The sequence below is a fragment of the Streptomyces sp. NPDC088923 genome, assembly GCF_044749745.1.
Taxonomy (GTDB): domain Bacteria; phylum Actinomycetota; class Actinomycetes; order Streptomycetales; family Streptomycetaceae; genus Streptomyces.
The window spans coordinates 240,574-253,127 of sequence record NZ_JBIVIO010000005.1; the positions used below are offsets into that span (position 1 = coordinate 240,574).

Below are 12,554 nucleotides of genomic sequence, written 5' to 3' on the forward strand. Positions count from 1 at the left end.
GGTGCGGCAGCGCAGCTTGCTCATCGCTGGGCGTATCGACTTATAGTGTTCCTGCCGCCACACCAAGTAGCGAGAGCGGTAGTGCTGTTGCCCCCACAGCGAACGGGTTCCGTCTTTGTCCGATGAGTTGCCCCTGCCCGCTCGCCCCACGCGTTGGGACCCGCGCGAGCAACCGTGCGTGCAGGTCGTCACTCCAGAGGGCGATCACGAACACCGCTCCCTGTGCGCTCTGTTCGAAGATGCCGAGGACCTGAGCGCCTTGGAAGGGGCCACCCCCGGTGAGACCGTCGCGGTGATCGAGTACCTGCTCGCGATCTGCTTCGCCGCAGCGGTGTTCCCCCGGAACGACACCGAGTGGCGGGAGTGGGTGCGCGGGAAGCGGGATCTCTCCCCGGCCGCCAAGTGGTTGCGCAAGCGGCCCGACGCGGAGTGGAACCTGTTCGACCCGCGAAAGCCTCTCGGCCAGGCGGATTTCTTGCGCAAGGACCTGGACCGCTGCGGAGTGGGGCCGGCCCAGCTCGTCATGGAACACGCTGGCGATTACGCCCAGTTGATGGACCACCGTCATCTGGAGAACGAGGAACCGCTGCCCGCCGCCGAGGCGTTCCGCGCCCTGCTGACGCAGCACCAGTTCGGCCTACCGGGACGCGCCCGCATCTCTGACAACAAGCACGGTCCCGCGCTCACCAACCTCATCGGCGGCCGTCTCCAAAGCCGCGTGCGGGTCGTCGCGCTCGGCGAATCGGTCGCCGAGACCTTACGGCTCAACCTCTACCCCGTACGCGGCTCCGGCGGCAGGCTCAACACCACGTGGGGTCCGAAGACCGGGCGGCGGGAGTTCACGCGGAGACCCGGCGGGCGTACGCCGAACGGGCCCGCCGACGTGCACAGTTACCTCGGCCGCAGCGTACTGCTGCGCCCCGCATGGGGGCCGGACGGCGAGATCGTGGTGGACCGCGTGATCATCGGGTCCGGTGAACTGCTCACCCTCGATCCGGACCTCCACTTCGAGGACGCCGTTCCCTACGTGAAGGCGAACGGCGCGCTCACGTGGCTCGCCGCCTCACCCGCCCGGGCCGTCTGGCGCGACGCGCACGCCCTGTACGGCGCCGTGTGCACCGCTCAATCCGGCTTCTGGTACCGCTTGGGCAAACTCCCGTACGAGCGCCTTGGATTCGAGGTCCCGTACCAGTTGTGGGCGGTCGGTATGGTGGCGAAGAAGTCGCTCCCTCTCGCCTGGTCGGACGGCTGCTACCCCTACGCGCCTGGGATGGAACAGCAGCTCTACGATGCCTCCCGGCGCGGCTCGGACATCGCGGAATATCTCGCCCGCGTGCTCGGACTGGCCGCCTGGGTGGCCTTCGACACCGTCTACCCCAGGCCGAACCCGAACGACAAGGACAGGCTCCTCGCCCGCTTCGACGCGCGCACGGAACTCTGGCAATTCGCCGAGGACCTTTTCAACGACCTGCTTCAGGAGACCGCCGCCTACGGCTCGAATCCTGAGTGCCTTCTCCTCGGTTACGCCGCTGAAATGCGCCAGACCGCCCATGTATTGCTCGACAGGAAATTCGATTCCCTTCCCGCACGGGACCTCGTGACGGAGGCGAAGATCAAGGCATTGGATCTGTTCCTGCGAAGGATGAACCACGAAGATGCCCCGGTAGAGCTTCGAGGAGAAGGGGTGCGTGGAGATGCCGGAGCGTACTGAAGCGCTCGGGGAACAAGAAGCTGCCGGCTACGGGCCCGCCGAACTCCCCCACGACAGCCCCGCCCTCCTCGCCTGGCTCACACAACTCGTACGGAGCCACGAGAACGGGACCCTCGCCGAGTTGCGGCGGGCCGGGGAGCCCTCCAACGCGCAGATCCGGGCCGGGTGGTTCGGAGGCGACAAGCACCGCGAACTCTTCGAGCGGGTCGCGTTCCTCTTCGCCGTGTACCACCAGGGCCGGTCCGTCCCCTCCTACGGATTCGACAGCCTCGGGGGAGCCGCGCGACGGATCGGCGGCGGCAAGGAGTGGGGCCCGGCCAACCCCGGCGCCGTACGGCTCGTATCGCGAGTGGTGTCCAGCCGGCGAGTGCCCTGGCGGCACTTGCAGCACGTGGTGACGCGCCTGCGGTCACTCGACAAGGCCCCGCCACGGTGGGACGAGCTCATCGAGGACCTGGTGAAGTGGGAGGACCGCGGTGCGCGGGTCGCCTACAACTGGTCCGTTGATTTCTACGCGCCCGATCAACGACGCGGAAAGTGACACGTACGTGGACTCTTCTTCTTCACGGAAGTCCGTGCAGCAATTCCTCTCGCTGCACCTGCTGGAAACCCTCGTCGCCGTTCTGCCCGTCCGGGACGAGAACGGAATGCCGAAATCCCTGGTGTACGGGGGTGTCGAAAGGCACATGATCACCAGTCAGGCCAGGCGGCGGGCCGAACGCATCCATGCCCGCAACCGCGCCAATCACGGCCAAGGTGCCCTCGCCGGACAGGCGACCGGGGTGCGGACGCGGGAGTGGGCGCTGCTCGCCGGGCGGCAGCTGGAGCAGGCGCACGGCTGGGACGGTGAGGAAGCAGTACAGCTCACGCGCTCCGTACTCGAAGCCGTCGGGCTCAAGTTCGGGACCCCGGACAAGCCGACCGTGGCCAACCGGACGAAGGTGCTCGTCTTCGCCCACGCGGACACGGGCGAACGGATCGCCGCGCACATCGAGGAGAACGCGGAGGCACTTCGGGAATGGGGCAGGGCCTACGCCGACGCGCAGGCCGCCGCCGCGAAGAAGAAGAGCGCGCGCGGAAAGAAGCCCGCCGAGGACGCCGAGACCCCGGCCGCCGAAAAACTCCCCGCGCTCCCCACGGCCACCAAGAACGCTGTTCTCGCCGCGCTAGCGCCCCGCGACGCGGTCGACATCGCGCTCTACGGGCGCTTCCTCGCCGAGATCGCGGATTCCCCGAACGTAGATGGTGCGGTGCAGAGCGCTCACGCGTTCACCGTCCATGAATCAGAACAAACAGACGATTTCTACGCCGCCGCGGACGACGCGAAACTCGACCGAAAGCGCAACGCCGTCAGTTTCCTCGACTCGGCCGACGACGCCGGAGCCGGGATGACCGGTTATCAGTCACTCATTTCCGGCACCTTCTACCGGCACGCCGTCCTCGACCGCGTCCAATTGCGCCGTAATCTGCGCGGCGCCGGGATGCCCGCCGACCAGGTCGAATCGACCGCGCGCGCGGCCGAACTCGAATTCGTCAACGCCTTCGTCGAGGCGTTCCCCGAGGCCAAGAAGAATTCGACCGCGTCCACGGGCTCTCTGCCCGCCCTCGTCCTCGCCTTCGAGGGCGAACGGCCGTACAACTACGCCGCCGCCTTCCAGAGCGCGATCGACGAGGGACCCGGCGGGGACGGCCCGGCGGGCCCCGCCGCCGTCGAGCGACTGCTGCGGCACCACGTTTTCGTGAGCGAGCGTCGCCCCGACCTCCGTGCCGCTCGTGTCCTCACCTTCGACCCACTCATCGACCAACTGGTCAGGAATACCGCCGTCGAGGGCCTGACGGAGGCGCGGACCATTCCGGAGCTGACCCCCGAGACCGTGGACGAAGCCGTCTCCGCGAGCCTTCCGGGGCCCGCGAAACCGGCCGAGAGCGCCGTCCGGTGACCCACGTCCTCTTCGTACGGCTCGCGGCACCGCTTCAGTCCTGGGGCTCCGGCAGCCGCTTCGGTACGCGCGACACCCACGCCCGGCCGACCAAGTCCGGGGTGCTCGGACTGTGCGCCGCCGCGCTCGGCATCGCGCACGAAGAGCCGCTGGGAGAGCTCGCCGGGGTGCGCTTCGGGGTGCGTGCCGATCACCCGGGGGTGCCGAAGCGCGACTACCACACGGCCGGCGGCGGGAAATTCCCGCTGCGCCCCCGCGACCTGGTCACCGATCACCGCCGGGCGAAGGCCGCCGAGGCCCTGCCCTCCCTGGAGCCGGCGCCCGAGGGACTCTTCGGGCACCACGAGGTCGACCACTGGTACGGGGCGCCCAAGAAGATCGCCGCGGACCCGGTCTCCGGCACCCTGATCTCGGAGGAACAGCGGCGGCACACGCTGCTCACCGAGCGCTGGTACCTCGCCGACGCCACGTTCCTCGCGGGTCTGGAGAGCCCGGACAGGGCACTGCTCGACCGGATCGCCCATGCCCTCGAACACCCGCGGCGACTCCTGTGGCTGGGGCGCAAGTCGTGCCCTCCCTCCGGACAATTGGCGCTGGGCGTCGTGGCGGGCACCCTCGAACACCTCTTCGCGAGCAGCCCCCTCCTCCCTGGTCCCCCTGCCCGTCCCACCGGCGCCGCCGGGGGGAGCCCCGCCCCGTACCGCCTCGCCTGGACCGAGTCGCGCGTCCCCGTCGCCGGTGCCACGCACCTGCGCGACCAGCCCCTGCACTTCAGTGCCGACGGTCCCGATCACGGCCTGCGCTGGGAAGTCCGGCACCGTATCCGTCTCGACCGCCTGCACGGCGAATGGGAGGACCTCATCCCGTGACGACGACATCCGCTCCCGTCGCCCGGTTCGTGGCGACGCACAGCCTGCTCACCCTCGATGCCCGTCATCCCTTCACCGCCAAGTCGCTCGCCGACGCGCAGGACATGCACCGCACGGTGATGGGCGGCTTCCCCGGCTGGGTCGACGACGGCAGCCGGGACGCGCGCGCCCAGATGAACGTCCTCTCCACCTGGAGCCTCAACCTCAAGGAGGCCCGACTCCACCTCGTCGTGCAGTCCGGCGTGCCCGCCGACTGGGACCGCATCCCGCGTGCCGCGCTCGCCGAGCGGCCCGAGGTCCACACGGTCGACGCGCGCTACCGGGCGGGGGACGAACTCGTCTTCCGTACGGTCGTCAACGCCGTACGCAACCGCAAGTCGTCCACCGACGCGCCGACAGCGCGCGGCAGGCGCGTCTCCCACACGACTCCCGAACACGCCCGCGACTGGTTCGCCCGCAGGCTCCAGCCGGCCGGGGAACCGGCCGTCGCGCCCGACGGGGTGGTACGGATCGGCGCGGACGCGGAACCCGGGCGGCTCACGGTACGGCTGCTGCCCAAGGCCACGAGCAACTCCGCGCACCGGGGGCTGAAGCTGGGCAGGACCGAGGTCAAGGGCCGGTTGACCGTCACCGACCCGGTCGCCTTCGTCGCCGCGCTGACCAGGGGGATCGGCCACGGACGGGCGTACAGCTGCGGGTTGTTGCTGGTGCGGTGAGGGGACTCAGGGAGTCGGCTCCGGCGCGGTCGTTCCCGTGCGCGGGCGCTCGGCGCGGCGCGAGCGGTGGGCCATGACGGCCGCGACGAGCGCGCCCGAGATGTTGTGCCACACCGAGAAGACGGCGGCGGGCAGGGCGGCGAGCGGGCTGAAGTGGGCCGTCGCGAGGGAGGCGGCGAGACCGGAGTTCTGCATGCCGACCTCGAAGGCCATGGCGCGGCTCGCGGGCGGGCCGAGGCGGGTGAGCTTGCCCGCTCCGTAACCGAGCGCGAGACCAAGGCCGTTGTGGAGGACGACGGCGAGCAGTACGGCCGCCGCCGCGGACTTGATGCTGTCGGCGCTCGCCGCGACGACGGCCGCGACGATCGCCGCGATCGCGACCGAGGAGAGCCACGGCATGACGCCGAGGACACGCGTCACGAGCCGCCCGGCGACGAACCGTACGAGCAGCCCGCCGAGTACGGGGAGCAGCACCGTCTTCAGGATGTCGCCCACCATGGCCCCCGCGTCCACGGGCAGGTACGTGCCGGCGAGGAGGAGCGTCAGCGGCGGCGTGATGAGCGGAGCGAGCACGGTCGACACGGTCGCGACCGAGACGGAGAGCGCGACGTCGCCGCGCGCGAGGAAGGTCACCACGTTCGAGGCGGTCCCGCTCGGCGCACAGCCGACGAGGATCACTCCGGCCGCCAACTGCGGCGACAGGCCCAGGAGATGGGCCACGAGCCAGCCGAGCCCCGGCATGATCACGTAGTGCGCCACGAGCCCGATGAGCACCGCCCAGGGGCGCCGCGCGACGCCCTTGAAGTCGAGCGGCGTCATCGTCAGGCCCATGCAGAACATGACGACGCCGAGCAGGTACGGCACGTTCGCCGACCACCCGTCGAAGGTGCCCGGCGCGAGCAGCCCGGCCGCGCCCGCGAGCAGGACGAGCGCGGGGAAGACGGTGACGGCGAGCTTGGCGGCGCGGTCGGCGGCGGGGGAGGGGGCCGGGGAGGAGGCCGGGGGGCGTCCGGGTGTCTGGGACTGCGCGGGAACCGGGGTCTTCGAGGACCGCGAGGGCTCCGTGGGCTGTGAAGGCTCCACGGGCTGCGAGGGCTCCGTGGGCTCCGCGGAGGACGGCTGAGCGGGGGACGGCATTTGCCAATGCAACCGCTCCGTCTCACGGACGCGCAAGCGCGTCTCATGATGCGGTCACGACAAACTCGGGTTCCCCCGGTGTTCACTCAGTACCGCGTCACCGCCGTCGCCCCGCCCTCCGTCCCCACCGCGAGCTTCGCCCCCGGCCGTACCCATCGCAGCAGCGTGCGCATCGTCGCCGCCGGGACCGAGACGCAACCCGCTGTCGCGCCCTTGCCGTTGACGTGGAGGAAGATGCCGGCGCCTCGGCCGCGCACGGGGTGGCGGTAGTTGAAGTCGGTGACGAGGGCGTGCGCGTACTGGGCCGGGTAGTCGGCCAGGCGCTCGGACTCCTCGGCGCGGCAGTCGGCCGCGCGGGGTTCGCTCCAGCGGTTGTACGCGTGCGAGGCGTTGTCCTCGCACCACCACGAGTGCGGCGTCACGGGACGGTACGGCAGGTGGGTGCCCTTGGGGGCGGCGTCGTTGCCGAAGGCGAAGGGGAGGCCGAAGAGACCGGTCGGGGTCGTGTTCGTGCCCTGCTCGCGGCGCGTGCCCTCGACGAGCCCTCCCGCGCCGAACCGGGCGGCCGCCCGGCCGCGCGCCCGCCACTCACCATCCGCTCGCCGCTCCCACCACGTCAGCGTGCCGTGCGTGGACCGGGTGCCGGGAGCGGTCGCGATGAGGAGTTGACGCGCGCCGCCCGTGTCGGCGAGGAGGGCGGGGAGCGGGGGTGCCGTGGCACGGGGTGCGGCGGCGGCGGAACCCGCCGATGGGCCGAGGAGCGAGACGGACAGCAGGGCGAGCGCGAGTGCGGTGCGGCGGCGGGGCGTTGATCTCATGCCGCGAACGTAGGTGGCGTGTGCGACCGCGGCAGCGTGGTGGGGGCCGTAAGGGTGGCGCGCTTCCGGGTCCGTACCGTCCCCGGCACCAGCACCTTTCCCTGTCAACAGAGCGCCGCGATTCCTGGAATGAATCTTCGTAAGTTTGTTTGACGCGTTCGTGTGGGCACCCTTACTCTCCCCTTACGTGATCAGCACAAGTGCGGCACGCGTCACGCGTCCGCACCTGTGTCGGGGGTTCCGTTTTTCTCGTCGCGGGCGTGTGCCGTCGCGCGTGTCCACCGTGTGGCCGTGCCGAACCACTCCGCCGCGTCCAACGCTTCTCCGTCATCGCCCGCCGTCCGGCCCGTCCCCGGCCCGGTGGCACCCGGCGACCGCTGACGCGCCCGCTCACCATTCACCGCGCGTGTGTCAGCCACGCGCTCGCACAAGGGGCCCACATACCCCGGGGGGTTTCACCACCATGCACTACTACCTCGACGCCTTCAAGAAGTACGCCCAGTTCAGCGGGCGTGCGCGCCGTGCCGAGTACTGGATGTTCCAGCTGTTCAACATCATCGCGATGCTGATCCTGTTCGTTCTCGCGGTAGCCGTCACCAAGGTCTTCTTCGTTCTGTACGGCCTGTACGCGCTCGCTCTCATCGTCCCGTCGCTCGCGCTCACGTGGCGCCGGCTGCACGACACCGGGCGTTCCGGCGGCTGGTTCTTCATCAGCTTCGTGCCGTTCATCGGCGGCATCTGGCTGTTCGTCCTGACCCTCCTGGAGGGCGACCGCCAGGGCAACATGTACGGCCCCAACCCCAAGGCCCCCGCGGGCGTCCCCCAGTACTGAGCCACGCGCACACGCGCACGCGCACCGGGTCCGGCCTCTCCATGGGGGCCGGGCCCGTTCCCGTATCACGGCGCGGGAGGGGGAGCGGGTGCGGGCGGCAGCGGGAGCGGCAGGCCCGGCAGTCCGTCGATGCTCTTCGCGATGTGGTCCTTCTTCGAGAAATACGCGTCGAGCGAGGCGTCGTCCTCGCGGGCGAAGCGCCGGGCGTGCAGGTCGCGTTCCTCCTCGTACGCCATGAAGGGCACCGCGTAGCCGCACGTGTCCCTGATCAGTTCGGCACGCACGACGATCACGGCGCGCAGGCCGTGCCGGCTCGGGTCCACGGCGTCGAAGCGCTCCACGAGCCCGGAAAAGCGCGGGTCGTCGCGGAAGACCGCCTCGCCCTGCCCGTGCACCCGGACGATGTTCGGCGGGCCCTGGAAGGCGCACCACATGAGGGTGATGCGCCCGTTCTCGCGCAGGTGGGCGATCGTCTCCGCGTTGCTGCCCGCGAAGTCGAGGTACGCGACGGTGTGCGCGTCGAGCACGGCGAACGAGCCGCGCACACCCTTGGGGGAGAGATTGATCGTGCCCTGCTCGGAGAGAGGTGCCGTCGCCGTGAAGAAGACGGGCTGTTCCTCGATGAAGGTACGCAGACGGCCGTCGATGCGTTCGTAGGTCTTTCCCATGGTCCGATTCTTCATCCCGTGCCCGCCCGACGGCAGGGGTTTTCATCGCGCGGGAGGGCGGGAGGTGCTCCAGCATGGTGTGCGGGAGCGAAGGGAGCGCGGCATGGTGCGCAAGACGGCGACCGAGGTGCGGGTACGGCGCGCCTACGACCCTCCGGAGGCGGCGGACGGGCACCGCGTCCTCGTGGACCGGCTGTGGCCGCGCGGGCTCTCCAAGGAGCGCGCGCACTTCGACGAGTGGCTGAAGTCCGTCGCGCCGAGCGCCGAACTGCGCAAGTGGTACGGGCACGACCCCGCCAGGTTCGAGGAGTTCACCGACCGCTACCGGGCCGAGCTCGCCGGGCCTGACCGCGAGGAAGCCCTCGCCCGGCTGCGTACCCTCGCGGCGAAGGGCCCGCTGACGCTCCTGACCGCGACGAAGGACCTCGATCACGCGCACACCCGCGTACTCGCGGGCGAACTCCGGACCGACGGGCACGGGAGCGCGGGCTGATTGACGAATCATGCATGAGTCTGCATACTCATGCAGACGAAGTCCGATCATGCCGCGCGAGGAGCACAGCAGTGAGCAGCAACAACGGTGACGTCCGTCTCTGGGGCGGCCGCTTCGCCGACGGCCCCGCCGAGGCCCTGGCGAAACTCTCCGCCTCCGTGCACTTCGACTGGCGCCTCGCCCCCTACGACATCGCGGGATCGCGCGCCCACGCCCGGGTGCTGCGCGCCGCCGGTCTGCTCACCGAGGACGAGCTGACCCGTATGCACGAGGGGCTGGACAAGCTCGCCGCCGACGTGGCCGACGGCAGCTTCACCGGGACGGTCGCCGACGAGGACGTGCACACCGCGCTCGAGCGCGGCCTGCTGGAGCGCGTCGGCCCCGACCTCGGGGGCAAGCTCCGCGCCGGACGCTCGCGCAACGACCAGATCGCCACGCTCTTCCGCATGTACCTGCGCGATCACGCGCGGATCATCGGCGGCCTGATCGCCGAGTTGCAGGACGCCCTGGTCGCCCTCGCCGAGGCGCACCCGGACGTCGCCATGCCGGGCCGTACCCACCTCCAGCACGCGCAGCCTGTCCTCTTCGCGCACCACGTCCTCGCCCACGTCCAGCCCCTGTCGCGGGACGCGGAGCGGCTGCGGCAGTGGGACGAGCGCACCGCCGTCTCGCCGTACGGCTCCGGCGCGCTCGCGGGCTCCTCGCTGGGCCTCGACCCGGAGGCCGTCGCGGCCGACCTGGGCTTCGAGCGCGGCTCGGTCGCCAACTCGATCGACGGCACCGCCTCCCGGGACTTCGTCGCCGAGTTCGCCTTCGTGACCGCGATGATCGGCGTCAACCTGTCGCGCGTCGCCGAGGAGATCATCCTGTGGAACACGAAGGAGTTCTCCTTCGTGACCCTCCACGACGCCTTCTCGACCGGCTCGTCGATCATGCCGCAGAAGAAGAACCCGGACATCGCGGAGCTGGCGCGCGGCAAGTCGGGGCGCCTCATCGGCAACCTCACGGGCCTCCTCGCCACGCTCAAGGCCCTCCCGCTCGCGTACAACCGCGACCTCCAGGAGGACAAGGAGCCGGTCTTCGACTCCTGCGACCAGCTGGAGGTCCTCCTCCCCGCCTTCACCGGCATGATCGCGACGCTCACGGTGCACCGCGAGCGCCTGGAGGAGCTGGCCCCGGCCGGTTTCTCGCTCGCGACCGACATCGCCGAGTGGCTCGTCAAGCGCGGGGTGCCCTTCCGCGTCGCGCACGAGGTCGCGGGCGCGTGCGTCAAGGAATGCGAGGCGCACGGCATCGAGCTGGACCAGCTCAGCGACGAGCAGTTCGCGAAGATCTCCCCGCACCTGACCCCCGAGGTCCGCGAGGTCCTCAACGTCCCCGGCGCCCTCGCGGCCCGCGACGGACGCGGCGGCACGGCCCCCTCCGCTGTCGCGATCCAGCTCGCCGAGGTCAAGGAAGACCTGGCCGCGCAGCACGCCTGGGCACAGGCCAAGCAGCCGCTGGTCTGAGGCGGGGCGGCCATGCCCTGAGACCGGGCGGCCGTGCTCGGAGGCCGGATAGCCGTGCTCTGTGGCCGGGCAGCCGTGCTCGGAGGCCGCCGGGCCCTGGGGGGCGACCGCGCCCGTACGCACCGGACCGGCCGGGTCGGTGCGCGACGGGCCCTCGCGCGGCGTTACGTTGACGGGGGCGCCCCCCCGGGCACACCGCCCGGAGCGGCGCCCCGTCGCCGTACCCCCGCGAAGGAGCCCCCCATGCCGTTCGCCCGCCTCGCCGCCGCACCCACCCCCGTGTCCCGGATCGGACTCGGCCTCGCCGCTGTCGGCCGGCCCGGCTATCTCAACCTCGGCCGGGACCGCGACCTGCCGCCGGGCCGGAGCGTCGAGGACCTGCGCGCCCGCGCGCACGACCTGCTCGACGCCGCGTACGAGCAGGGCGTGCGGTACGTGGACACCGCCCGTTCCTACGGGCGCGCCGAGGAGTTCCTCGCGGGGTGGCTCGCCGCGCATCCCCAGGCCACCGACCTCGTCGTCGGCAGCAAGTGGGGCTACACGTACACGGCGGGCTGGCGCGCCCGCGCCGCCTCGCACGAGGTCAAGGACCACGGGCCGGCGACGTACGAGCGGCAGGTCGCGGAGACCAGGGACCTGCTCGGCGACCGTCTCGACCTCTACCAGATCCACTCCCTCACCCCCGAGAGCCCCGCGCTCACCGACCGCGCCCTGCACGAGCGTCTCGCCGCCCTCGGCGCGGAAGGCGTCACGATCGGCTGCTCGGTGAGCGGTCCGGAGCAGAGCACGGCGATTCACGAGGCACTCGCCGTCGAGGTCGCCGGGCAGCCCCTCTTCGGCACGATCCAGGCCACCTACAACGTCTACGAGCACAGCGCCGGGCCGGCGCTGGAGGCCGCGCACCGTGCCGGGCGTTCCGTGCTGGTCAAGGAGGCGCTCGCCAACGGGCGGCTGGCGGGCGAGGCGGCCCCGCCCGCCGTGCGCGGTATCGCCGAGGAACTGTCCACGACCCCGGACGCCGTCGCCCTCGCCTTCGTCCTGCGCGCCCCCTGGGTCGAGGTCGCGCTCTCCGGCGCGGCGACCGTCGGTCAGCTCGACACCAACCTGCGCGCGCTCTCGCTCCCGCTCGACGAGGAGCGACTCGAACGCCTTGACGCGCTGGGGCAGGACGCGGAGGAGTACTGGCGGACGCGGGCGGGGATGCCGTGGGAGTGAGGGCGCACCGGGGGGATCGCCGGGACGGGACCACCAGGGAGCGCGGGGGCCGGGTCACAGGCTCTGTGCCCACTCCTCCAGGGCGAGGAAGTCCTCGGCGGTGAGTCCGCGCGCCGGGTCGATGCGCAGGAGCGCGGTCGGGGCCGGGTAGTGGGCGGCGACCCACGCGCGGTCGCGGGGGCCGAGTTCGTCGTCGACCCAGGCGAACGGGCGGCCCCCGGCACGGGCCAGTACCTCGCGCAGCTTCCAGAAGGTACCGTCCGGGCCCGCCGTCCGCGCCGGCCAGTGCACGTACGGGAGCGCGGGCAGGCCCAGCTCCGGCGCGACGTACGTGTTCGCCTCGGCCTCCCACGTCGAGGCCCACACCAGCTCGTACCGCCCGGCGAGGGCGCGCAGCCGTTCCCCGTGCGCAGGGTTGAGGCGCAGTTCCAGGGGCTCGGTCCAGGCCCAGCCCGCCGGGCGGACCTTGCGGCTGCGGTAGCCGGGCAGGCGCCGGCGGCCCGCCGCGAAGGGGTTGAGGGGGCCGTCGACGTCGAGGAAGAGGAACGGTTTCATGCGGGCGTCCCGGGGATCGGTGGGGTCCATTGTGACCGGAACGGGCGACCGCCCCCGCATCCGCATCCCGGATAATCGTCCGCATCGCGAGA

General features: G+C 71.3%; 13 protein-coding genes. 9 read left to right on the forward strand and 4 right to left on the reverse strand.

The annotated features are described in order from the left end of the window. Positions 1–178 precede the first annotated feature (178 nt). The 5 genes from ACIP4O_RS21390 to cas6e are packed head-to-tail and all read left to right on the forward strand — an operon-like array spanning position 179 to position 5,236. The gene (locus tag ACIP4O_RS21390) at positions 179–1,711 is read left to right on the forward strand and encodes a type I-E CRISPR-associated protein Cse1/CasA (RefSeq protein ID WP_401576557.1); all 1,533 of its coding nucleotides are present in this window, start codon (positions 179–181) and stop codon (positions 1,709–1,711) included. After that, complete coding sequence (gene casB / locus ACIP4O_RS21395) at positions 1,695–2,252, forward strand: type I-E CRISPR-associated protein Cse2/CasB (RefSeq protein ID WP_401576559.1); 558 nt, start codon at positions 1,695–1,697, stop codon at positions 2,250–2,252. The genes ACIP4O_RS21390 and casB overlap by 17 nt, the downstream gene beginning before the upstream one ends. 34 nt (positions 2,253–2,286) lie before the next feature. Beyond that, positions 2,287–3,651: a type I-E CRISPR-associated protein Cas7/Cse4/CasC gene (locus ACIP4O_RS21400; RefSeq protein ID WP_401576561.1), complete on the forward strand. Its 1,365-nt coding sequence runs from the start codon at positions 2,287–2,289 to the stop codon at positions 3,649–3,651. After that, positions 3,648–4,520 (forward strand): type I-E CRISPR-associated protein Cas5/CasD, encoded by an 873-nt coding sequence (gene cas5e, locus ACIP4O_RS21405; RefSeq protein ID WP_401576563.1) that lies wholly within the window; start codon positions 3,648–3,650, stop codon positions 4,518–4,520. Before ACIP4O_RS21400 ends, cas5e begins: the two co-directional genes overlap by 4 nt. Then, complete coding sequence (cas6e, locus tag ACIP4O_RS21410) at positions 4,517–5,236, forward strand: type I-E CRISPR-associated protein Cas6/Cse3/CasE (protein ID WP_401576565.1); 720 nt, start codon at positions 4,517–4,519, stop codon at positions 5,234–5,236. Before cas5e ends, cas6e begins: the two co-directional genes overlap by 4 nt. 6 nt (positions 5,237–5,242) lie before the next feature. Here cas6e and ACIP4O_RS21415 read toward each other — a convergent pair whose 3' ends face one another. Then, positions 5,243–6,319 carry a bile acid:sodium symporter family protein gene (locus ACIP4O_RS21415; RefSeq protein ID WP_401576567.1) on the reverse strand — a complete coding sequence of 359 codons (1,077 nt, stop codon included), beginning with the start codon at positions 6,317–6,319 and terminating at the stop codon, positions 5,243–5,245. Positions 6,320–6,459: 140 nt separating this feature from the next. After that, complete coding sequence (locus ACIP4O_RS21420) at positions 6,460–7,191, reverse strand: L,D-transpeptidase (protein ID WP_401576569.1); 732 nt, start codon at positions 7,189–7,191, stop codon at positions 6,460–6,462. A gap of 463 nt (positions 7,192–7,654) precedes the next feature. Here ACIP4O_RS21420 and ACIP4O_RS21425 point away from each other — a divergent pair, with 463 nt between their 5' ends. Beyond that, positions 7,655–8,023, forward strand: coding sequence for a DUF805 domain-containing protein (locus ACIP4O_RS21425; RefSeq protein ID WP_401576571.1), 369 nt, complete (start codon positions 7,655–7,657; stop codon positions 8,021–8,023). 65 nt (positions 8,024–8,088) lie between these two features. Here ACIP4O_RS21425 and ACIP4O_RS21430 read toward each other — a convergent pair whose 3' ends face one another. Further along, positions 8,089–8,691 (reverse strand): pyridoxamine 5'-phosphate oxidase family protein, encoded by a 603-nt coding sequence (locus tag ACIP4O_RS21430; protein ID WP_401576573.1) that lies wholly within the window; start codon positions 8,689–8,691, stop codon positions 8,089–8,091. A 103-nt stretch (positions 8,692–8,794) separates the two neighbouring features. Between ACIP4O_RS21430 and ACIP4O_RS21435 the strand changes: the two genes are divergently transcribed. From ACIP4O_RS21435 to ACIP4O_RS21445, 3 genes are all read left to right on the forward strand, one after another. Next, positions 8,795–9,184, forward strand: a complete 390-nt coding sequence (locus ACIP4O_RS21435) for a DUF488 domain-containing protein (protein ID WP_401576575.1) — start codon at positions 8,795–8,797, stop codon at positions 9,182–9,184. Positions 9,185–9,255: 71 nt separating this feature from the next. Next, positions 9,256–10,692: an argininosuccinate lyase gene (gene argH, locus ACIP4O_RS21440; protein WP_401576577.1), complete on the forward strand. Its 1,437-nt coding sequence runs from the start codon at positions 9,256–9,258 to the stop codon at positions 10,690–10,692. 243 nt (positions 10,693–10,935) lie between these two features. Continuing rightward, positions 10,936–11,907 (forward strand): aldo/keto reductase, encoded by a 972-nt coding sequence (locus ACIP4O_RS21445; RefSeq protein ID WP_401576579.1) that lies wholly within the window; start codon positions 10,936–10,938, stop codon positions 11,905–11,907. 54 nt (positions 11,908–11,961) lie between these two features. Here ACIP4O_RS21445 and ACIP4O_RS21450 read toward each other — a convergent pair whose 3' ends face one another. After that, positions 11,962–12,462, reverse strand: a complete 501-nt coding sequence (locus ACIP4O_RS21450; protein WP_361327842.1) for an HAD domain-containing protein — start codon at positions 12,460–12,462, stop codon at positions 11,962–11,964. Between the last annotated feature and the right edge of the window lie 92 nt (positions 12,463–12,554).

Excerpts from the sequence above, each read along its gene's own strand:
- ACIP4O_RS21435 (WP_401576575.1), top strand. The coding sequence starts at position 8,795 with ATGGTGCGCAAGACGGCGACCGAGGTGCGGGTACGGCGCGCCTACGAC.
- ACIP4O_RS21450 (WP_361327842.1), bottom strand. The coding sequence starts at position 12,462 with ATGAAACCGTTCCTCTTCCTCGACGTCGACGGCCCCCTCAACCCCTTC.
- ACIP4O_RS21445 (WP_401576579.1), top strand. The coding sequence starts at position 10,936 with ATGCCGTTCGCCCGCCTCGCCGCCGCACCCACCCCCGTGTCCCGGATC.
- ACIP4O_RS21420 (WP_401576569.1), bottom strand. The coding sequence starts at position 7,191 with ATGAGATCAACGCCCCGCCGCCGCACCGCACTCGCGCTCGCCCTGCTG.
- casB (WP_401576559.1), top strand. The coding sequence starts at position 1,695 with ATGCCGGAGCGTACTGAAGCGCTCGGGGAACAAGAAGCTGCCGGCTAC.
- ACIP4O_RS21430 (WP_401576573.1), bottom strand. The coding sequence starts at position 8,691 with ATGGGAAAGACCTACGAACGCATCGACGGCCGTCTGCGTACCTTCATC.
- ACIP4O_RS21425 (WP_401576571.1), top strand. The coding sequence starts at position 7,655 with ATGCACTACTACCTCGACGCCTTCAAGAAGTACGCCCAGTTCAGCGGG.